This is a genomic window from Burkholderia torrens (assembly GCF_984668525.1).
The window spans coordinates 2,706,214-2,727,213 of record NZ_OZ480212.1 but is presented as its reverse complement, the minus strand read 5'-3'; the positions used below and the strand labels follow the sequence as shown (position 1 = coordinate 2,727,213).

Annotated in this window: 21 protein-coding genes; 15 read left to right on the top strand and 6 right to left on the bottom strand. The window is 62.1% G+C overall.

The window, feature by feature from the left end; all coding sequences use genetic code 11:
* Positions 1-33 precede the first annotated feature (33 nt).
* A complete protein-coding gene (locus AC5LXX_RS28505) occupies positions 34-948 on the top strand; it encodes an alpha/beta hydrolase (RefSeq protein ID WP_493411933.1) in 915 nt (304 codons plus the stop codon).
* 39 nt (positions 949-987) lie between these two features.
* On the opposite strand, the gene AC5LXX_RS28500 is transcribed toward AC5LXX_RS28505, so the two are convergent.
* Positions 988-1,416 carry a VOC family protein gene (locus tag AC5LXX_RS28500; protein ID WP_175901115.1) on the bottom strand — a complete coding sequence of 143 codons (429 nt, stop codon included), beginning with the start codon at positions 1,414-1,416 and terminating at the stop codon, positions 988-990.
* A 603-nt stretch (positions 1,417-2,019) separates the two neighbouring features.
* Between AC5LXX_RS28500 and AC5LXX_RS28495 the strand changes: the two genes are divergently transcribed.
* From AC5LXX_RS28495 to AC5LXX_RS28470, 6 genes are all read left to right on the top strand, one after another.
* Positions 2,020-2,394, top strand: coding sequence for a VOC family protein (locus tag AC5LXX_RS28495; protein ID WP_493411932.1), 375 nt, complete (start codon positions 2,020-2,022; stop codon positions 2,392-2,394).
* Between the two features lie 30 nt (positions 2,395-2,424).
* On the top strand, positions 2,425-2,631 hold the full coding sequence (locus AC5LXX_RS28490; RefSeq protein WP_493411931.1) for a hypothetical protein: 207 nt from the start codon (positions 2,425-2,427) through the stop codon (positions 2,629-2,631).
* 83 nt (positions 2,632-2,714) lie between these two features.
* Positions 2,715-3,224, top strand: a complete 510-nt coding sequence (locus tag AC5LXX_RS28485) for a hypothetical protein (protein ID WP_493411930.1) — start codon at positions 2,715-2,717, stop codon at positions 3,222-3,224.
* Between the two features lie 171 nt (positions 3,225-3,395).
* Entirely contained in the window at positions 3,396-3,839 is a 444-nt protein-coding gene (locus AC5LXX_RS28480) for a hypothetical protein (protein WP_493411929.1), read from the top strand.
* An 86-nt stretch (positions 3,840-3,925) separates the two neighbouring features.
* Positions 3,926-4,474: a GNAT family N-acetyltransferase gene (locus tag AC5LXX_RS28475; protein WP_493411928.1), complete on the top strand. Its 549-nt coding sequence runs from the start codon at positions 3,926-3,928 to the stop codon at positions 4,472-4,474.
* Positions 4,475-4,554: 80 nt separating this feature from the next.
* Positions 4,555-5,232 (top strand): hypothetical protein, encoded by a 678-nt coding sequence (locus AC5LXX_RS28470; protein WP_493411927.1) that lies wholly within the window; start codon positions 4,555-4,557, stop codon positions 5,230-5,232.
* A gap of 4 nt (positions 5,233-5,236) precedes the next feature.
* Here AC5LXX_RS28470 and AC5LXX_RS28465 read toward each other — a convergent pair whose 3' ends face one another.
* Positions 5,237-6,208 carry a LysR substrate-binding domain-containing protein gene (locus AC5LXX_RS28465; RefSeq protein WP_124451500.1) on the bottom strand — a complete coding sequence of 324 codons (972 nt, stop codon included), beginning with the start codon at positions 6,206-6,208 and terminating at the stop codon, positions 5,237-5,239.
* 135 nt (positions 6,209-6,343) lie between these two features.
* Between AC5LXX_RS28465 and AC5LXX_RS28460 the strand changes: the two genes are divergently transcribed.
* Positions 6,344-8,644: an NADP-dependent malic enzyme gene (locus tag AC5LXX_RS28460; RefSeq protein WP_493411926.1), complete on the top strand. Its 2,301-nt coding sequence runs from the start codon at positions 6,344-6,346 to the stop codon at positions 8,642-8,644.
* Positions 8,645-8,714: 70 nt separating this feature from the next.
* Here the strand turns inward: AC5LXX_RS28460 and AC5LXX_RS28455 are convergent, their stop codons facing one another.
* Entirely contained in the window at positions 8,715-11,210 is a 2,496-nt protein-coding gene (locus AC5LXX_RS28455; protein WP_493411925.1) for a S8 family peptidase, read from the bottom strand.
* Between the two features lie 24 nt (positions 11,211-11,234).
* Positions 11,235-12,413 (bottom strand): AAA family ATPase, encoded by a 1,179-nt coding sequence (locus AC5LXX_RS28450; protein ID WP_493411924.1) that lies wholly within the window; start codon positions 12,411-12,413, stop codon positions 11,235-11,237.
* Between the two features lie 566 nt (positions 12,414-12,979).
* Here AC5LXX_RS28450 and AC5LXX_RS28445 point away from each other — a divergent pair.
* The 3 genes from AC5LXX_RS28445 to AC5LXX_RS28435 all read left to right on the top strand — a co-directional run bounded on the left by AC5LXX_RS28445 (position 12,980) and on the right by AC5LXX_RS28435 (position 15,074).
* Positions 12,980-14,179, top strand: a complete 1,200-nt coding sequence (locus AC5LXX_RS28445; protein WP_493411923.1) for an aminotransferase-like domain-containing protein — start codon at positions 12,980-12,982, stop codon at positions 14,177-14,179.
* 12 nt (positions 14,180-14,191) lie between these two features.
* Entirely contained in the window at positions 14,192-14,386 is a 195-nt protein-coding gene (locus AC5LXX_RS28440; protein WP_493411922.1) for a hypothetical protein, read from the top strand.
* Between the two features lie 100 nt (positions 14,387-14,486).
* Positions 14,487-15,074, top strand: coding sequence for a pyridoxamine 5'-phosphate oxidase family protein (locus AC5LXX_RS28435; RefSeq protein ID WP_493411921.1), 588 nt, complete (start codon positions 14,487-14,489; stop codon positions 15,072-15,074).
* A 25-nt stretch (positions 15,075-15,099) separates the two neighbouring features.
* On the opposite strand, the gene gcvA is transcribed toward AC5LXX_RS28435, so the two are convergent.
* A complete protein-coding gene (gene gcvA, locus AC5LXX_RS28430; protein ID WP_124451478.1) occupies positions 15,100-15,993 on the bottom strand; it encodes a transcriptional regulator GcvA in 894 nt (297 codons plus the stop codon).
* 134 nt (positions 15,994-16,127) lie between these two features.
* On the opposite strand from gcvA, the gene AC5LXX_RS28425 reads away from it, so the two are divergent.
* Entirely contained in the window at positions 16,128-16,832 is a 705-nt protein-coding gene (locus AC5LXX_RS28425; protein WP_282507772.1) for an SDR family oxidoreductase, read from the top strand.
* A 202-nt stretch (positions 16,833-17,034) separates the two neighbouring features.
* A complete protein-coding gene (locus tag AC5LXX_RS28420; protein ID WP_493411920.1) occupies positions 17,035-18,312 on the top strand; it encodes an epoxide hydrolase family protein in 1,278 nt (425 codons plus the stop codon).
* A 105-nt stretch (positions 18,313-18,417) separates the two neighbouring features.
* Here AC5LXX_RS28420 and AC5LXX_RS28415 read toward each other — a convergent pair whose 3' ends face one another.
* Positions 18,418-19,251: an alpha/beta fold hydrolase gene (locus tag AC5LXX_RS28415; RefSeq protein WP_124451472.1), complete on the bottom strand. Its 834-nt coding sequence runs from the start codon at positions 19,249-19,251 to the stop codon at positions 18,418-18,420.
* 108 nt (positions 19,252-19,359) lie between these two features.
* On the opposite strand from AC5LXX_RS28415, the gene AC5LXX_RS28410 reads away from it, so the two are divergent.
* Both AC5LXX_RS28410 and AC5LXX_RS28405 read left to right on the top strand, forming a co-directional pair.
* Positions 19,360-19,896, top strand: a complete 537-nt coding sequence (locus AC5LXX_RS28410; RefSeq protein ID WP_493411919.1) for a MarR family winged helix-turn-helix transcriptional regulator — start codon at positions 19,360-19,362, stop codon at positions 19,894-19,896.
* A 91-nt stretch (positions 19,897-19,987) separates the two neighbouring features.
* Entirely contained in the window at positions 19,988-20,941 is a 954-nt protein-coding gene (locus AC5LXX_RS28405; protein ID WP_124451468.1) for a LysR family transcriptional regulator, read from the top strand.
* Positions 20,942-21,000 lie beyond the last annotated feature (59 nt).

Below are 21,000 nucleotides of genomic sequence, written 5' to 3'. Positions count from 1 at the left end.
ATCGAATCCACCGACCGAATGAGGCAAGCCGACATGACGCGCCACGACATCGAATTCCCGTCCGAATCCACGACGCTGCGGGGCTGGTTCTACGAGCCGGCGCAGCGCTCCGCCGACCGCGCAACGCATCCCGCCATCGTGATGGCGCACGGCTTCTCGGCCGTGAAGGAACAGTATCTGGACCGCTACGCGGAGGTGTTCGCCGCGAATGGTTTGGCCGTGCTGCTCTACGATCACAAGAACTTCGGCGCAAGCGACGGGCTGCCCCGTCAGGAAATCGATCCCGTGCAACAGAAGCGCGGCTATCGCGATGCGATCAGCTATCTGCTGACGCGCGCAGAGGTTGATGCCGAACGCATCGGCATCTGGGGCACCAGCTACAGCGGCGGCCACGTGCTCGAAGTCGCCGCGATCGACCGGCGCGTGAAATGCGTGGTGTCGCAGGTGCCGACGATCAGCGGGTATCAGTCGGGCTTGCGCCGCACGCGTTCCGATCTCGTACCGGCAATGCTGGCACGCTTCGATGACGACCGCGGGCAGCGCTTCGCGGGCGGCGCGCCGGCCATGTTGCCGGCCGTCAGCGCCGACCCCTCGGCTGCTTGTGCGATGGCCGGCGCGGATGCGTACCGGTTCTTCACCGAATCGGCCGCGCAGTTTGCGCCGAGCTGGCGAAATGAAGTGACGTTACGCAGTGCAGAGATGTCTCGCGAGAACGAACCGGGCCAGTACGTCGAGCGCATCTCGCCGACGCCACTGCTGATGATCGTCGCCGACCAGGACGTGCTGACGCCGACCGACCTTTGCCTCAAGGCGTGGGAAAACGCGCTGGAACCGAAGCGATTGCTCCAGATCAAGGGCGGCCATTTCACGCCGTATATCGAGCACTTCGACGCAACCAGTCGGGCGGCGGCGGAATGGTTCACGCAGCATCTGGGTGGCGCATGCTGACTTGAGCCCGCGCGCGTACGACTGGCGCCGCCGTTGGTGCTATGCGTGTCGCTTCGGGTTCCATGCCTTGTGGACGAACTCGAGGCGATTACCGTCGAAGTCGGCGACGTTCGCCGCGTAGTAGCCGCGAGCGAAGTAGGTGCGATCCGCCGGTTTCCCCTCGTCGATGCCGCCGGCCTGAATCGCGGCTGCGTAGGCGGCATCGACCAGTTCGTTGGAATCGCAAACGATCCCGAGGTACAGCCCCGTCTCGCCGGGTTTGCGCTGGCGCAGCCAGATACTTGATCCGACAGCGTTGCCCTTGCCGTACACGTCGTCGCCGATGCCGTAGAGATCGGGGACGCCCTCGGGGCCCGACGCGGAGTCGTAGTTGCCGAAGATGCGCCAGCCGAGCGGTTTCAACGCTTCGGCGTAGAAGGCCAGCGACTTGTCGATGTCGGTGACGGAGAGGTAGACGTGGTCGATCATTGGGCTGCCTTCTTCGATGTGGGTGAGGAGGGTTGGAGCATCAGGTTATCGGACGATAGCAAACCCTACGATGCAGTGCACGGCGCCGACGATGGGCAAGCCGGTCGCACGGCAACGCCGGCTCAGGAATGACGGGTCGCAAACTGGCGCCGACGACACCAGCCGTTGCTTCGTCATATGAAGTAATAGCTGTAATCCCGCATGAAATCTTCTTTCCGATGGCTCGGGCTAGACTGGTCTCGCCTTGTCCCCCCCAAGGTGTTTGGTGACTTCCGCTCGGCCCGCGCTTTCCGGCGCGGGCCAATTTTTTTGAGCCGGTGCTGGCGGCGATCGAATGATCGCAAGCCGGATGCGCATTGGACGAAGCCTGGCGTGGCGGTGCTCACTGGTTTTTCGAATTCTTTCAGGCGAGCAAGGTGGCCGACATGCGATCGTCAGGTATCCATCGGATCTCGACAATGTCATGTAGCGCGGCGTGACGGCCCGGTATGGGGTGAGCGGGTGAGGGAAGAGGTGTACTGCCGCCGGCAGTATGTGGCAACATCGCGGTGGTCTCGACATCACACCCGGGTGCAGGCCAGCCCATCTATCCGAGGGGATCTCATGTTTGACCACGTCAAATTCGGCGTCAGCGACTTTGCCGCCAGCAAGGCATTTTTCCTCAAGGCGCTTACACCGATCGGTGCCGTGACGGTGGGCGAGGGCGAGCCTTCTTACGGCATCGAGATCAGTACGCCCGCCAAGGCTTCGCTGTGTCTGTTCCAGTCGGACGAGAAACCGGCGCATCTCCACATCGCGTTCGTGGCCGACAATCGGCAGCAAGTCGATGCGTTCTACCAAGCGGCGCTGGAGGCGGGCGGGAAGGACAACGGCGCGCCCGGGCTGCGGCCGCATTATCACGCGAACTACTACGCGGCATTCGTCATCGGACCGGATGGGCACAATATCGAAGTGGTGTGTCATGAGGCGGAGGGGTGACGCACCAAACACACAAGAGAGCGTGTCGCGATGAGCGAAATGACCATCGATTGGCCTTTCTACATGGTGGTGCTTGCCGCGGGTGTTGAATACTGGCCCGTGACGCTTTGTGTCGGCATGGCTGGATTGTATTTCGGGGCGGCTCGCCTGCGCGGAGGCCGGCGAGTTGTTTGCCTGGTCATTGCACTTTTGTTCGTCCTCGTGGCTGGCGCTGGGATTTACTTATCCCTCGGTTAGGGGGCCGCCAGTCACGCTTGCACTCGGGATCGAGTCTACGCCCGACTGACTCGACAGCGCATTTCGAATCGGAACACTTGCTCTTGCGAAAATACCTGTTGCTTTGGATTCTGGTGATGCACACGGTTGATGCGTCTGCGCAGTTTCCCTTTGCTCAACGCCCCTTCTTCGGCGAGCCACCATTTCGTTTTGGTCTTGGGATGATTTTTAGTTTTCCGGCTCCATCCCCCGACGAATCGCCCGAGGCCGCCTACGAATATTGCACGCAGGCGGCGGTATCCGCGTTGATTCGCTTTGACGATTTCCTCGTTGCGAGTACGTCGTCGATCCTGCCAAGTTCGCCGATCGCACCGCAGCAATTACCGAGGGCCTTTCCGGTGTTTCCTGTTCTGAAACACTCGCCGTCGACATACGAGTTGGATCGCAACCAGTGTATTAGGGGATATGACAGATTGCGAGCGGTGAGGGTCGACATGCCGACGATCGAGCATCTCTATGCGGGCTTGTCGAGATGCGAGCAAATCTACGGTCGCGATCAGATCGCTGATCATGCGCTGTGCGTTGTCACGCTCGCGGAGCATCAAGGGCGGTGAGTCTAATTGTTGCGAATGATCGGACGCTTCAGCTTCTATCGGACGATCGTTTCGAGTCGGACAGCGAGTAAGCTACACTCAGCCGAAACATGCAGTGGCTTGATGTCGACGTGCGGTGCAGACAATAGAAGCACATCCCGGGGCGGGGGCCATCGGCCTCCCGAAAAGACGATGCCAATCAGCAAACTGAAGGCCATGCCGGCGTTTCACATGGACGCGCCGCCGCAGATCCGTCATGCCGTCGCGCTCTTCGCAATTGTCTGGCTCATCGAAGTCGGATTTGCTGTCTGGTTTCAGATGCTGGGTTTCGATCAACTTGGCGAAGTGCCTGCGGAAAAGGCGACGCTTATGCGTCAGGGCGTTGCCTTGATCGCCGTGGTCCAGGCGTTCTGGCTGCTCCTGAACGCCAGCCTGATCATCGGCCTCTGCCAACGACAAAAACTGGCGCGAACGCTGGAACTGGTACTCACGATTGTCACGACGCTAGCCTTCATCGTGATGGCACCCCCGTTCAGGGTGACCCTGATCGAAGTGTCTTTTTTCGCCAATGCGATTGCGACCGTGCTGATTTATACGGACCCGTGTTCGCGATGGTTCCAGGGTACGACTTCTTAAGATCGTCACGTTTGCTATTGCGAATGCTGGCTGGCGAGATGGCGGCTGTCGTGCCACACCGCGAAGACTCAACGGAAAGACGAGCGATGAATTCGAAATGCGTCCGCAGAGTCACGGCAGATGACGTACCGGCGCTTACGCAGATCCGGAACGATGCGCATGCAAAGAAAGTCGCGCATGGCGATTATGTGTGGGGAAAGGAGGGTGACGGCTTCTCCGAGCGGTGGGTAAGGAACAACGTCGCCGAGAAAGCGGTGTATGTCGTCGAACAGGATGGCACGTTGGTCGGGACGTTCTCGCTCAGCCTCGACGATGACCCGCACTGGGGGCCTCAAGAACCGATCGCCGGTTACGTGCATGGGCTATGTGTACGGCAGGGTTTCAACGGGCACGGCATTGGCGACTTCATGCTCGACTGGTGCGCTCACGAGACGAGCCGTTTGAACCGGCGTTTCGTCCGTCTCGACTGTGCAGCGGAAAACACGAAGCTTTGCGCCTACTATGAATCGCTTGGCTTTGTCCGCGTCGGGTTGAAGTCGGACGGCCGTGACTGGTCGCTGTACGAGAAGCCGGCTGATCAACTGTCGACTGGATCACTGACGGATTTCTCGCAAGCGTCTCGTCAATCGAAGTGAAACCAGCAATGATTTTCGGCACAAGCCTGTCGAATCCTCGACAATCCGCGTCATTCAAAAAATCAAAGAGAAGGTGATGTATGCGCAGGACCGGTAAGACGCTCGCGGTGATCTTGAGCTTTGCAGTCGTCGGCATCGCCGACGTTCAGGCAGCCCCCGCCGAATCCGCATTCCCGCGCTTCACACTGACGGAAGGCAAGCTCGACAGCGACGGTCTCCCGCTGTCCGGCGTCAAGCTCTGCATACTCCCCGACCACGCCCCGTGCTTCGAGATGCCGCCGGCGCCGCTTCCCCATTCTTCGAAGGAGCTGTACCAGTTCGGCCTGGATCCGAAGTCCGAGCGGCTGCCGATCGCATCGGGCGGCTCGTGGGTGTTCTTCTCGGGAATGTTCTCGGGCGGCGGCAGCGGGATGCTGGAGCGCGTGGCGATCTTGCGCATCGGCGCGAACGGCAAGATCGAGAACCTGATGCCGAAAGTCACCCAGACGGAGATGGCCGACCGCGCGATGTGGAAGCTGCCGGACGTGTCGCCGTATCCGCTGTTTGTTCGCGCGGACGCCGAGTGGCAAGAGGGCGAAGTGCATTTCGACAAGCACTTCTTCCAAGTCGACGCATGGGTGTTCGATCCTGTCGCCAATCAATACGCGAAGCGCTTTTCTTACCGCACGAGCAAGCGCTACGACAACGGCGAGGGCGGGGACCACGTGCTGGCCTCTGAGCGTCCGGAAATCCTGCGCCGCCTTGCTGCCACCAAGTAACGCGTTATCGCTGCATGTCCCCGTACGTCTCCTTGCACACCGCGCGCAGCGCCTCGACGAGCAGATCGCGTGCGGGCGAACGGGAATCGGCGGAGCGCGTAAACAGCGCAATCGGCGGAAGCGTCCACACGAGCGAGTAAGGCACGATCGCCACGCCGGCGATCCGCACCAGTTCTTCCGCGATGTCGGCCGGCACGATCGACACGGCTTCGTCGCTCGACGCGATCATTTCGCCGATCAGCTTCGACGAATAGCTTTCGACGATCGGCACGGGCGGCGCGATGCCGGCCGACAGGAACAGGTCGGTCACCTGTTCGCGCATCGGCGTATGCGGCGCGCCGAGAATCCAGTCGAGCGCGTGCAGCTTGTGCCAATCCAGCGGCGTGCGCGCGAGCTTGGCCGCAAGACGACGGCTCGCGATCATGCGCGGCTGCTGCTGATACAGCACTTCGAACGACACCTGGCCCAGATCGATCGCCGACGACGCGCGCCCGATCACGATGTCGACGCTGTGGTCCCTGAGCTGCAGCAACAGTTGATCGCTGGTGCCTTCGTGAATCGTCACGGTCAGCCGCCGCTCCATCCGCGCCTGCAGCCGCTTCAGTGCGGCCGACAGCATCTGCCCGGAGATGAACGGAATCACGCCGATATGCAGATGGGCTGCATGCCCGGCGGCGACGGCCTCCATCTCGCGGGCGAGGTGGTCGAGATCCTTGATCATCGCCTTCGCCCGCTCGAGCACGACCGCGCCGAGCGCGGTGGGCCGCATGCCGCGAGACGAGCGCTCGAACAGCGGCGTGCCGAACATGCTCTCGAGCTCGGACAGCGCGTTCGTCACGGCCGGCTGGCTGCTGGCCATGTGCTCGGCGACGCGCGTCAGCGATCCGTGCTGCTGGATCTGCAGCAACAGCACCAGATGCCGAATCTTCAGACGAGCGCCGAGCCGCCTGACCACGTCGTTTGCGTCAAAATTCATTGACTGGTCATGTATTCATCATGAAAAAGTGATGGACCGATATTAAAACAGAATCATCACGTTATGGCGGATCCCTAGAATCACCTTCATGGATCGCGCCGGGACTGGCCTGGCGCCCACGCCGGGACCCAAAACATGAAACAGACAGAGACACAGCAGCAGGCCGCGTTCGACTATCACGAGTTTCCGACCCCCGGGAAAATCTCGGTCGTGGCGAGCAAGCCGCTGGTGACCCAGCGCGATCTGGCGCTGGCCTATACGCCCGGCGTGGCGAGCGTGTGCGAGTCGATCGCCGCCGATCCGCTGCAGGCGCACCGCTTCACGAGCCGCGGCAACCTGGTCGGCGTGATCACGAACGGCACCGCCGTGCTCGGCCTCGGCAACATCGGCCCGCTCGCGTCGAAGCCGGTGATGGAGGGCAAGGCCGTCCTGTTCAAGAAGTTCGCCGGCATCGACGTGTTCGACATCGAGATCAACGAGACCGACCCGGACAAGCTGGTCGACATCATTGCCGGCCTCGAACCGACGTTCGGCGGTATCAACCTCGAGGACATCAAGGCGCCGGAATGCTTCACGGTCGAGCAGAAGCTGCGCGATCGCATGAAGATTCCCGTCTTCCACGACGATCAGCACGGCACGGCCATCACCGTTTCCGCCGCGTTCATCAACGGGCTGAAGGTCGTCGGGAAGTCCATCAAGGAAGTGAAGGTCGTGACGTCGGGCGCCGGTGCGGCCGCGCTGGCGTGCCTGGACCTGCTGGTCGACCTCGGGCTGCCGGTGGAAAACGTGTGGGTGACCGACATCGAAGGCGTCGTCTATCGCGGCCGTACCACGCTGATGGACCCGGCCAAGTCGCGCTTCGCGCAGGAAACCGATGCGCGCAAGCTCGCCGAAGTGATCGGCGGCGCGGATGTGTTCCTGGGGCTGTCGGTCGGCGGCATCCTCACGGCGGAGATGCTGAAGGCGATGGCGGCGCGTCCGCTGATTCTCGCGCTGGCCAACCCGACGCCGGAAATCTTCCCGGAACTGGCGCACGAGACGCGCGACGATGTCGTCATCGCGACGGGCCGCTCGGACTACCCGAACCAGGTCAACAACGTCCTGTGCTTCCCGTACATTTTCCGGGGCGCGCTGGATGTGGGCGCGACGACGATCACGCGCGAGATGGAAATCGCCGCGGTTCACGCGATCGCGGGGCTGGCCGAAGAAGAGCAGAACGAAGTCGTCGCGGCGGCCTACGGGGCGTACGACGTGTCGTTCGGCGCGCAATACCTGATTCCGAAGCCGTTCGACCCGCGCCTGATCGTGCGGATCGCACCGGCCGTGGCCAAGGCGGCGATGGAAGGCGGCGTGGCGACGCGCCCGCTCGCGAATCTCGATGCGTACGTCGAGCAACTGCAGCAGTTCGTCTACCACTCGGGCGCGTTCATGAAGCCGCTGTTCGCGACGGCACGCAAGCTGGTGCGTGACGGCGGCAAGGCGCGGATCGTGTTCACCGAAGGCGAGGACGAGCGTGTGTTGCGCGCGGTGCAGGTGATCGTCGACGAGAAGCTCGCGCGGCCGATTCTGGTGGGGCGTCCGGAGGTGCTGCTGGCGCGTATCGAGCGATTCGGCCTGCGCCTGCGACTCGGTCAGGATGTCGAAGTGACCAATCCGGAGTATGACGAGCGCTTCCCGCAGTACTGGACGAAGTATTGGGAACTGCGCTGCCGCGACGGTATTTCGAAGGAAATGGCGCGCGTGGAAATGCGCCGCCGCCTGACGCTGATCGGCGCGATGATGGTGCAGCTCGGCGACGCGGACGGGATGATCTGCGGGACGGTGGGCGAGTATCACAATCACCTGCGGTTCGTGGACGAAGTGATCGGCAAGAAGCCCGGTGCGTCGACTTACGCGGCGATGAACATCCTGCTGCTCGATCAGCGGACGGTCGCGCTGGTGGATACGCACGTGAACGACAACCCCGATGCGGAGCAGATCGCGGAATTCACGATCGCGGCGGCGCGGCAGATGGAATGGCTGAACCTGACGCCGAAGGTTGCGCTGCTGTCGCGGTCGAATTTCGGGTCGGGGAGCGCGGCGTCGGGCGTGAAGATGCGCCGGGCGCTGGAGATCGTGCGCGAGCAGGCGCCGGATATCGAGGCAGACGGCGAGATGCATGGCGACTGTGCGCTCGACGAAGGGCTGCGGGCGAAGCTGTTGCCGATGTCGCCGTTGAAGGGGGCGGCGAATTTGCTGGTCTGTCCGAATGTGGATGCGGGGAATATCGCGTACAACCTGCTGAAGACCGAGGCGGGGAGCAATGTGGCGGTGGGGCCGTTCCTGCTGGGCGTCAATGCTCCCGTGAACATTCTGACTTCCAGCGCCACCGTGCGGCGGATCGTGAATATGGCTGCGCTGACGGTGATCGAGGCTAATCGGGGTGTGGCGGGGTGATTGATGGGCGAAGGGGCGGCTACTGCCGCCCCATCCATTCCGACAGCTCATGGAGTTGCCGTGGGCTGCACTAGACACGTGGAGTGATCCGCGCTGCTGTGCGAATATCTGCTATTTGGATCCCCTGTGCTGTCAGGGTTTGGCGCATCTCGTTGAATACGGGCTGCTCACCCTTAGGATCTGAAATTGTCAAAATTGCTGTGAAAGGCACGCCATCGTCGGGCATCTCTTCGCCAGATCTCGTCAAATACTCAATGGCTAAACGCCAGTTCGACGATGGGCCTACTCCCCTTGGAAACGTCTTCTCGTACATTTTTACGGGGCTCCATTTCATACCGTGTTCGATCAGTTCAGCTTCGACTATGGGAGCGTCAACTCCGCCGGGAAGATAAACTGCGTCAAGGCGCCCTTTCCAACGTCCGTTAGATTGCTCTTGTTGTAAAGCTGCTTCGATGTTTACACGGACAAATTCCGCGCCAAATCTTGGATCGATCGGTGGCGATGCAACAAGAGTTAATTTGGCACGACCTCTACACTTCCCACCGTCGCCGACGAGGGATGCAGGCCACGGAAATCTGAATACAGCCTGCTGATTACGTCGGATTCGCGATGCGATTACGAGTGTTATTTCGTGATCGTCCTTCTCAAGGATTTCATGTGCGGAGGGAGGGACGCCGAAGCCGACAAGATGTCGAGCGATTTGCGTCAGGGTTCGCTCTTCAAGAGTTCTTGGGATCTTGGCGTGATGTACCAACAGGCCGATCAGCGTCTCCCTCGACACCTCTCCTTCGATCAGGTGATCGAGTACCGATGCCGTTTTTGCCACCAATGGCGTGGCATAACTGGTTCCGCAGCCATCAGTGAGCGCACCATGAGGGGTAATAGAGAACAGGCCGTGTCCCAATGTTGGATGCGCGCTACCCCATCCTCCGATATGGGCTAGATCCGGCTTTCCTCCTGCTCGGAGTCCTGGCCCTCGGCGACTGTAACGACTGGGTGCATGCGCGATTGCAGTTTCGTGGCCCGGCGGATTCACTGCAGCTACGGTTACGCTCCGGACGCTCTCTGCCGGCATGAACAGGCCATCATTCCTAGCCGCCGCGAGGCCGGCAAGTGAAGTTGCTGGGTCGGAAGACCATTCGGCTCGTAAGTCTCTGCCATCCAAGTTGCCAGCGGAAACGAACAACAGCACATCTTGCGCGTCGGCGATCTGATCTAATCGGCTGGCGTACGGGCTATATCTGTCAGGTCGTGCGGGCTGCACCACGTTCAAGCTCATGTTGTACACACGAACACCGTATCTGGCACGCGCGTCAGCAACAGCCGACTCAACTTCATCAAAAAACTGTGGCACGCCGTCGGGATAGTAGCTTTGAAAGACTCCCGGTTGGTCGGTATCGGGAAAGACCGCAATGTCTACCAATTCGGCGCCGTCGGCTTCTGGGCAGCAGTTGGGGCCATTTAGACCCAGGCCTGCTACAGCCAGACCTCCAATAAATGTTCCGTGCCGAGGATCACCGTCGCCATCAGCCATGAGATCCCATTTTCCTGTAACCCAGTCTGAAAGTGATTCACCGACGCCGCCGTCTATGATGCCAAGCTTCGGGTACGACCTCGTGGCGTCTCTAACTGGCAATTCAGCAGATTCTGGTCGCATACGCGGCGATCCTCGCTCTGACTGAACAACAATGCCAGGTAGACTGATGCGGCGCACCAATGGATGTCTATCTAGGAATGCGAGCAACGAAGCATGTCGTGCTGTGCTTGCATCGAAAAGCGCGCTCTCGTGGCGACGTTCCGTTGTTGCTAAGGACAAGCGCAGCAAAGGCGGGGAACCAGATTGACCGAGGCGGATGGATAGCAGCTTCTGGCCCGGTTCTCCCGATGCCAGTGCTTGTACTGAGAGCCCACGGCCGAGGCGAGACATGCCGTCGTAAAACGACTGATACATGCGTCGATGACTCGCATCAAATGTGTCCCACTGGGATCGAAGAGGAGGCGTCTCGAACAGTTCGAGTAGATAGGCACTACCAGTCAACGGATTCGACAGCCACGCGACAGCCTCTTCTACGGAGAAGTCTCGTCGATCGTCTGCGCCATAGATTTCGAATCGATCAATCGCTCCCGTCTCACTGCGGCGTTTGCTCGGATGAGGGATGGCACGCTCCTGCTTCTCTACGAAGCGCCAGTTTGTGTCCGGTTCTGCCCGAAGGATTTCGGATGCAATATCTCGAAGAGCATCGGGCGTTGCCTGGGCAACCATGACCCCTAGATCCGTCCCACCCACTATTGGGGTGCGTGGATTTTTGAACAACGCCTTAATCGGTCGATGACTCTTCGCCCATGCTTCACGACGAAGGATTATCTTTATGTACCCAATGTCGGTCTCGGGCTGAGCTTCCAGGCCACTGGCTATTGAGCGCAGTTGCTCTGCAAGTCGGGTTTTGTGCTGAGAAAACTCTTGGTCCCGATCCGCGAAGAAATCCGTCTGCGGACCACCTCCACCCGTTTCTCGGGCTTCGTGAAAATTCTCCGGATTAAGAACTATCTGGATCGGGCTAACCATTTCATATTCTCCAATGCAAACGCGCTAGCGAGCCGGTCGCCCGATTTGGCGACTCACGGTCGATTTGTCCTTTCCGGCAACCTCTCCGATGTCTGTAAGGGAAAAGTTCAAGTCCGGATCACTCTTCATGACTCTAAACAATGTACCCGGCTCCGCAAACAGCAGCGCTCGTCGCGATTCTTCGACACGAGCAGCGTTTCGGGTCGCAAATTGTTGCAGTGTGTCAAGCAAGCCTCTCGCTGATTCGTCGTTCACGACAGTTGCCTTCTTATATGTCCGAACGAGCATTTCTATCTCGGCGCCACTTGCCCCTTCAGTGAACCAAGCGATAAGACGGAGATGGCTTTCGGGAGGAGTCAAAGGTGCCATAAACGTTCTCGCTATGTCCATTCTCACCTGAAAATCGGGTTTCGGGATTTCTAGTTGGACTTCAAATCTTCGCCAGACTGCGGGGTCAAGTAGGCGAGCGTGATTCGTTACTCCAATGGTGAATCCATTTTCCTTTCGAAGATCAAGATTTTGAAGTAACGCATTAACCACTCGCTTTATTTCGCCAACTTCCTGAGGGTCATCGCGAATTTTTGCTATTGCGTCGAATTCGTCGAGAAGGAGTACGCATTGGTATCGATTGGCGAAGCTAAACAGGTTGGCAATATTCCGCGCCGTCGTACCAAGGAATGAGGAAATCAATCCGTCTAGCTTCACAAGGACAACAGGGAGCTGAAGCTCATGGGCCATCCATAGTGCCAGTCGTGTTTTTCCAGTCCCAGGGGAGCCAAATATTAAACATGTCCTAGCGGGTGGGACGTCCATAGCCTCCAGTGCTTCTGCATGGGTCAGTTCTTGAAGAACGGATGTCACAGCTTGTGTGACCGCTGCGTTGAACAGTGGCGGCTGCGGCTGTATATCGGACGGAAAGATAATTTCAGCAAGGGGGGCCGCTGTCTCTCTGTCAACCGGCGGGAGCGTGTTCCGTGTGAGAGTCTCTCCGCCCCCTACGGTCTTGGAGGCGGTGAGGCGGCTTGGCGCAACTTCAATATTTTTATCGCTAGCTGCGATTAGGCCAGCGAGAGACGCTGCCTGTTTTGTCTCTCCCTGATTAGTAAGAGCGTCACGTAGTCGCTCCACTTGCTTGCGGACTGCTGGCGAGGGGGCTGCCAAGGCAGCACGGCACAACGCCTGCACGATTGGGAAATGTTCCATAACCACTCCAAAGACGGGGCCGCATCGGGTTAGACCCTGAGCGTGAGAAATTGCGCGATTTTGGTGGAATTGTACTGCAATCGTTGCAAGAAAATATATTTTTGTTGCGAGTACTGTGCTGTTTGTTGCGTTCTTTATTGGTGGTGTGGCGGTTGGTGAGGTCGAGGCACGGGCGGCGGCCGGTGTGATGGCAGATCGAAGTCGATCGTGCGCGACTTCTCCTTTAGTTGACGTGTCCGTTTGCGCACCTTGGGCGTCGCCACCGTCAACAACTGTCACGACCGCAAGGCCCGTGAGGCCGCACCACGTCCGGCGAAACAATCGCCCTGATCAAACACCCGTTCGACAAACACCGCCGAAACCCGCATCAACGACCTGATAGCACCACGCCCAAACCTGGGATTTAATGACCAAACCGCAAGACCTAGTGCATAGATATCGTTTGCCGAGCCCTTAATGACTATCGACAATCGTGGCTCGAATTCACCGCCGTGGCGCCAGAAGCGCCCCAGCGGCCGGCACTCGACGGCTATCCCGGCCGCCTGCGCCTTCCAGCACACGACGACATGTACGCGTTCACGCCCTCATTCCAAAACCCTGCCGGCTCGCCGATCCGCGAGTTGTTCAAGTACCTGTCCGAACCGGGCATGATTTCCTTCGCGGGCGGCTATCCGGCCAGCGACCTGTTCGACGTCGACGGCCTGAACGCGGCCGCCGAGCGCGCGTACGCACAGCCGGTCCGCTGCCTGCAATACGGCCCGACCGACGGCCTTGCCGAACTGAAGCAGCAATTGATCGCGCTGATGGCGCGTCGCGGCGTCGCGTGCACGCCGGCCGAACTGCTCGTCACGACCGGCTCGCAGCAGGGCCTCGACCTACTGCTGCGCGTGATGGTGTCGCCCGGCGACGTCGTGCTGACCGAACAGCCGGCGTACCCGGCCACGCTGCAGGCGATGCGTCTGCAGCAGGCGCGCATCGTAACGATTCCCGTCGACGGAGAAGGCCTCGACGTCGATCGTCTCGGCGAACAACTCGCATCGGGCGCGATCGCGCAGCCGAAGCTGCTCTACACGGTCCCGACCTTCGCGAACCCGACGGGCGCGACGCTCACGCGCGAGCGCCGGCTGAAACTACTGCGTCTCGCGGTGCAATACCACTTCCTGATCATTGAAGACGACCCATACGGCGACCTGCGTTTCGCGGGCGAAGCCGTGCCGTCGATGCTCGCGCTGGCCGGCGAAGTGGACGGCGCGCGCGACTGGATCGTGCATTTCGCGAGCGTGTCGAAGATCGTCGCGCCGGGGTTGCGCGTGGGCTGGACGATCGCGCCGGCCGAGATCGCGCGGCGCTGCGTGATCGCGAAGCAGACGGTCGATCTGTGCAGCACGCCGTGGACGCAGGCCACCGCCGCCGAATACCTGGCCGACGGCGCGCTCGAACGCCATCTGCCGCGCATCACGGCCGCGTACCAGCGCAAGTGCGACGCGATGTGCGACGCGCTGCGCGACGGGTTCGGCGATGCGATCGAATTCCATCGTCCGGAAGGCGGGATGTTCGTGTGGGCGCGGATCGGCGCGGTGTCGTCGGACGTGCTGCTGCAACAGGCGATTGCCAACAAGATCGTGTTCGTCCCCGGCAAGGCGTTCTTCGCGGACAACGTCGACGCAGCGTCGCTGCGCCTGTCGTTCGCCGCGCCGGACGTCGATGCGATCCGGGAAGGCGTCGCGCGCCTCGTGCGTGCGTATGGTGCGGCGCTCGCCGCGTGAGGAGACATCAACGTGAATATCACCACCGTCAACGAAACGGTATTGATGGGTGCAGCGTCAGGCGCGGGCGACCAGCGGCCGGCGAAGCATCGCTCGTCGCAGATCAGCGCGGGGCCGCAGTATGTGGCCGACGTGCTCGGCCGCTTCGGCATGGAGCCGGCGACCGATGCCGCCGACGCCGCGCCGGTCGTGCTCGGCTACAACTGAGCCGAGTAGTGCACATGCGGCGGCCGCATTGCATGCGAGTCGCCGTCGCGGCAAACGGTTAAGCTTGCGTGATCGCAACACTCACGATCGCTGCCGCCTCATGTCCGAATCGACTTCCGAATCGCTCACGCAAACGTACGACCGCGTCTGGTCCAGTCTCGAATCCGGCGCGGGCGAAAAGCGCTCGCCGTTCACGATGCTGCAGGCGGCCACGCTCGGCCTCGATGGCGCGCCGAAGGTTCGGACGATCGTGTTGCGTCAAGTGAGTCGAGCCGATCGCGTGCTGTCGTTTCATACCGATGTGCGTTCGGAGAAAGTCGCGGAGTTGCGCCGCGATCCGCGCATCTCGATCGTCGCGAACGATCTCGATGCGCTCGTGCAGATTCGTGCGGAAGGCGTGGCGTCGATCTGCGAAGACGAAGCGCAACGGCGTGCGATCTGGGCGTCCAGCCGTCCGCATACGCTACTGCTGTACCGCGCGCCGTTGCCGCCCGGCACGTCGATCAACTCACCGGAAGAAGCCCATATCGACAGCACCGCGCCATCCGGCGACGGCTACGAAAATTTCTGCCTGGTCAACATGAGGGTCACGCGCATCGACTGGCTCGAACTCGCGCGTGCGGGCCATCGTCGAGCCGCGTTCGACCTGAGCGAAAGCGGCTACGAAGGCCGCTGGATTGCGCCCTGACGCCGACGAAGGACGCTCGAGCCGCTCAAGGCCGCCCGTCCGACGCTGCCTGCCCGGTCATCCACTCGCGCATCACCGCGATCGCATCGTCATCGCGGCGCTCGGCCGGATACACGAGATAGAACCCCACCGACAGCGGAAACGCGAAATCGAACGGCTTGCACAGCCGGCCGGCGGCGATGTCGCGCTCGACGAGCGGATCGGTCGCGAGCGCGATGCCCTGGCCGGCGACCGCCGCATCGATCGCGAGCGACGTCTGGTTGAAGCGCAGCCCTTTGTGCGGGTCGATGTCGACCGGTTCGGGCATCGCTTCGAGGAACTCGGGCCACAGGTCGTGCGCGTCATGCAACAGCACCTGACCGGCGAGCGCCCGCGGCGAAGCCGGCGCGGCCAGTACCGCCGGGCTGCATACCGCACACACGTCGAGCGGGAACAGCGCATGCGCGACGAGATGCTTGCCGAACGGCGGCTTGCCGTAGCGGATCGCGAGATCGACGCCGTCGTGGCGGAACGTCGCGATCTGCGGGTCGGCGATCACGCGCACGTCGTAGTCGGGATGCGCTTCGGTGAACAGCGCGAGCCGCGGGATCAGCCATTTCGACGCGAACGACGGCGTCGTGCTGATCGTCAGCGCGGCGCGGCGCTTCACGAGCTTGTCGGTCGCGTCGGCGATCGCGTGCAGCGCACGCTGCACGTCGGAGAAATACGCGGCGCCGTCGTGCGTGAGCGCGAGGCCGCGCGGCAGGCGCTCGAACAGCTTCAGGCCGAGCACGTCCTCGAGGTGGCGCACCTGCTGCGCGACGGCGCCCTGCGTAACGCCGATCTCGTCGGCGGCGGCGCGGAAATTGAGGTGCCGTGCGGACACCTCGAACGCACGAAGCGCATTCAGCGGCGGCAGGCGGGAAGGGCGTGGCGGCATCGTCAGGCTGTAGAAAAACTATTGGCTGGCGGCAGAAATACTGGTTCGACAGCCGGAATCGATGCGCCTACATTACCATCATGGCGCGCCGAATGGCGGCTGCGCGGCGGCAGAACCGGAACGAGGAGCACATCGTGACTGTAGAAAAAGTGGCGTTGATCACGGCGGCGGGCAAGGGCATGGGCGCGGCGATCGCGCGCGAACTGGCGGCGACGGGCTATCGCGTCGCGCTGATGTCGCCGTCGGGCAGCGCGGTGGCGCTCGGCGAGGAGCTGGGCGGCTTCGGCATCAAGGGCTCGGTGACGGAAGAAGCCGATATCGACAGGCTCGTACAGGAAACGGTCGCGCGCTACGGCCGGATCGACGCGGTCGTGAACAACACGGGCCATCCGCCGAAGGGCGATCTGCTGGCGATCACCGACGACAACTGGCATGCGGGGCTCGACCTGATCCTGTTGAACGTGGTGCGCGTGATGCGCCGCGTGACGCCGATCTTCCAGAAGCAGGGCGGCGGCGCGGTGGTCAACATCTCGAGCTTCGCGGCCGACGCGCCCGAGCAGCCGATGCCCGTGTCGTCGGCGCTGCGGGCGGCGCTGAGCGCGTGGACGCGCCTGTACGCGGAACGCTATGCGGCCGAGAACATCCGGATGAACGCGGTGCTGCCGGGCTTCATCGACAGCTGGCCGGAAACGCCGGAGATCGTCGCGCGCATTCCGGCCGGCCGCTTCGGCAAGACGGGCGAGATCGCGAAGACGGTCGCGTTCCTGCTGTCGGACGGCGCGGGCTACATCACCGGGCAGAACATTCGCGTCGACGGCGCGATCGTCAAGGCGCTCTGAGCGTCTCGATCGACGAGCGAGCGGCGGCGCGGGCCGCTCGCCGGGCACGGCTACAAACGCGTACAAATCAGACAAATCCGGGATACATCAGACCTTTCAAATGGGCGACGCCGCGTGACGAGGGCGCGCCGGATGGAAAGCCTGCGCGCGATCCCGCGCGCGGCATGTTCACTTTCCACTTCACGAAAGGAGATGCCGAACGATGTCTTCCACACCGTTTTCCCCGATGCGTCGCCACCTGCTGGCCACTTCCGTGGCCGCCGGGGTTTCGGCGATGCTGCCCACCGCGCTGCATGCCGCCACCGGCGCGAGCGGCATACGCCCGTTCACCGCGCGCATTCCCGATGAAGCCGTCGCCGACCTGCGCCGCCGCATTGCGGCGACACGCTGGCCGGGCCGCGAGACCGTCGCCGACGAATCGCAGGGCGTGCGGCTCGCGCGCATGCAGGCGCTGCTGCGCTACTGGGGCACCGACTACGACTGGCGCAAGGGCGAGGCGCGCCTGAACGGTTTCCCGATGTTCATCACGGAAATCGACGGGCTCGATATTCACTTCATCCACGTACGTTCGCGGCACGAGAACGCGATGCCGATGATCATGACGCACGGCTGGCCCGGTTCGATCTTCGAACTGCTGAAGGCGATCGGCCCGCTGACCGACCCGACCGCACACGGCGCGAGCGCGGACGATGCGTTCCATGTCGTCGTGCCGTCGCTGCCGGGCTTTGGTTTTTCGGGCCGGCCGACGAAGACCGGCTGGGGCTCGGACCACATCGCGCGTGCGTGGGGCGAGCTGATGGCGCGGCTCGGCTATACGCGCTTCGTGTCGCAGGGCGGCGACTGCGGCTCGGTGATCTCGCACCGGATGGCGATGCAGCGCGTGCAGGGTCTGGCCGGGATTCACGTGAACATGCCGGCGACGGTGCCGCCGGATATCGCGACGCTGCTCGCGACCGATGCGCCCGCGCCGGCTTCGCTGTCGCAGAAGGAAAAGGCCGCGTACGAGAAGCTCGCGACGTTCTATCGCGACAACTGCGGCTACTCGGCGATGATGGTCACGCGGCCGCAGACGGTCGGCTACGCGCTCGCGGATTCGCCGTCGGGGCAGGCGGCGTGGATGTATGACAAGATCTCGCAATGGACGTACAGCGGCGGCGTGCCGGAGCGCTCGATTCCACGCGACGAGATCCTCGACGACATTTCGTTGTACTGGCTGACGAACACCGCGACGTCGGCTGCGCAGATCTACTGGGAGGATCACTCGAACAACTTCAACGCGGTGGATATCTCGTTGCCGGCCGCGATCACGGTGTTTCCGGGGGAGATCTATCAGGCGCCGCGCAGTTGGGCCGAGCGCAGTTATCACAACCTGATCTACTTCAACGAAGTCGACAAGGGTGGGCACTTCGCGGCATGGGAGGAGCCTGAACTGTTTGCGCGTGAAGTACGTGCCGGGTTCCGGCCGCTGCGGCGCGTGTAAGCGCGAGACGGGCGTGCGAACGCAGGCTGGCGGTCATGCGGCCGGCGTTCGCTTTCGTGGGTGTGACGCGTGGTGTCGAGTATCGGATGGGCTCCGGCAATCGTCTCAATGAGATGCAACAGGCGCGGCATCCAGCTCATTGTGATCCGACAGGAAGCGCAAGAGTGTCCAGTTGAATGTCCTGGCGCTGTCGAGATTCGGATGATGCCCGCTTCCCGGCAGTGCACCGAATCGTGCCCCCGGGATCATGGCGGCAAGCCGCTGGCCCTCGATCGCCGGATGAACGCCATCGTCGTCGCTTTGCAGAACCAGCGTCTCGCTGCGGACGAGGTTCAGTCTTCTCCGCACGTCGTAATTCGCGATTCCCGCGCAAAGTCGGGCGAGGAACGCCGGATCGGTTCCTGCCGCATGGGCATGGCCGATCTGATATGCGATCTCGCCATCTTCCGTTTGAGCGTAGTCGGCGCTCACCAATAACGGCCACATTTCCTCGAACCAGCGCGTCGCGCCGTCGCCGCGCTGGAACCTTGCCTTCCAGAGTTCGAACCGGCGCGCGACATCGTCGGCAACCAGGCTCGAGAATCCGTTGCAGACAATCAGCTTGCCGACGCGCGAGGGCGCGTCGATCGCCACCGATAGTGCAATGGCTCCGCCGAGCGACAGGCCGACCAGGTTCGCGCTTTCCAGCCCGAGATGATCCAGCAGGCATTCCAGGCCGCCGGCGAACGCCTGAATGTCGAGCGTGCGATCCGGATAGGACGACGCGCCGTGACCGGGAAGGTCCGGCACGATCACGCGAAAACCGGCCTGACGCAGGAACGACATCTGGCGCGCCCATGCGCGCCCGCAACTGCCTAAATCGTGAATCAACACGACAGGCGTACCACTGCCGACATCAGCGTAGTAGAGATCATGGTCTCCGAATGATAGTTTTGTCATGGGTCTGCTCCGTAGTCGCGCCCAACATGCGCTCTCGCGATTATCTTAATATTGAGATATATTGATGACAAGCACTCACCGAGAACCCCTTCAAATGCGAGGACATTCATGATTGCGTGGGTCAAGGAGGATCATGTCGACCGTGTGGTGGCTCAATGGCGCCACGAACGCCCCGAGCTCGACGTCGCGTCGATGGAGATCTTCGGCCGGCTCGCGCGGCTGACGAAGCACTGCGAGAAGGCGCGGACGGAGGCGCTGTCGCCGTTTGGATTCAAGGAAGGCGAATTCGACGTGCTGGCGACGCTTCGGCGTGCCGGCAAGCCTTACGAGCTGTCGCCGACGCAACTTTATCGCTCGCTCATGATCACGTCCGGCGCGATCACCAACCGGTTGATGCGCCTGGAGCAGGCCGACCTCGTCGAGCGTGTGCCGAATCCGCAGGATGGCCGCGGCCTTACCGTGCGGTTGACGCCGGCAGGCCTCGAGCTGATCGATCGGGCCGTGCACGTGCACGTGGATACGCAGAATCTGCTGCTCGGCGGGCTCGAGGCCGAAGACCGGACGATGCTTGCGGCGCTCTTGAAGCAGGCGCTGCTCGCCTTGCCGGGAGAGGCGCTGCCGCAGGACGACGCCGACCAGGCGTGACGGAACAGGGCGATCGACGATCGCCGCGGCATGACCGGGGTATTGCGCGGTACCGGGAAACAGTCCAATGACAACAACAACGAGGAAAATCGTGCTCAACAGCAACGTATTGCGCCAACTCGATCTGCAAGACGTGATGGTGTTTCTGTGTCTGTACGAACACAAAAGCGCCCGCCGCACCGCCGAGGTCATGAGCATCAGCCAGCCCACCGTCAGCTATTGCCTGAAGCGGTTGCGCAATTGCTTCCACGACGTGCTCTTCGATGTCGATCACGGCAGCCTCGTCGCGACGGCCAAGGCCGAGGCTATCGAGCCCTATCTGCGAAACGTGATCGATGCGGTGAACCACTGCGCCGACATGGATGACGACCAGGTGGTCGCAACGACCCGCCGCGTGATGCGCGTCTGCGCGCCGGAGTACTTCGAGCTGCTGCTGCTGCCGGGCGTGCTCGAGTCGTTCATGAAGCGCGGCCGCGAAACCTCGCTGATCGTCGACCGCCTCGGCCGCGAACTGCCGGTAGAGCGGCTGCTGGCCGGAGAAATCGATTTCGCGATCGGCTTCGGTCCCGGCTATCACCGGCTGCATCCCGACCTGCAATGGGAATCGGTCCTTTCCGACACCTTTGTGTGTCTGACCGCGTCGCGCAAGCTCGCGCCGTCGACGCGCGTCTCGCTCGACGAATTCTGCGACATGGACCACGTGTTCCCGACGCCGTGGGTATCCGAGCGCAACATGATCGACGGCTGGCTCGAGAAGCTCGGCCGCTCGCGCAGTATCGTCGCGCGCGCCAACACATATCAGGCCTGCGTGAACATCGTCTCGCGGCTGCCGGTTGCCTTGACGTTGCCGCGGCGGCTGATCCCGTACCTGTCGATTCCGTCGACCGCGCAGATCTGCGAGGTGCCGCTCGGCTTCCCGACCTTCACGCTGGACGTGATCTGGGCGACGCCGATGGAAAAGAACCCCGACATCCGCACCATGCGCACGCTGTTCAAGGATCTCGCGAGTGCCAACGCGCTCGAGCCGGGGGAGTTGCCCGCATAGCCGCAATCGGCCCGCGCCGGCCGGCGATTGCCGCCGTCCGGTTTATTGCCGGTGAGGAA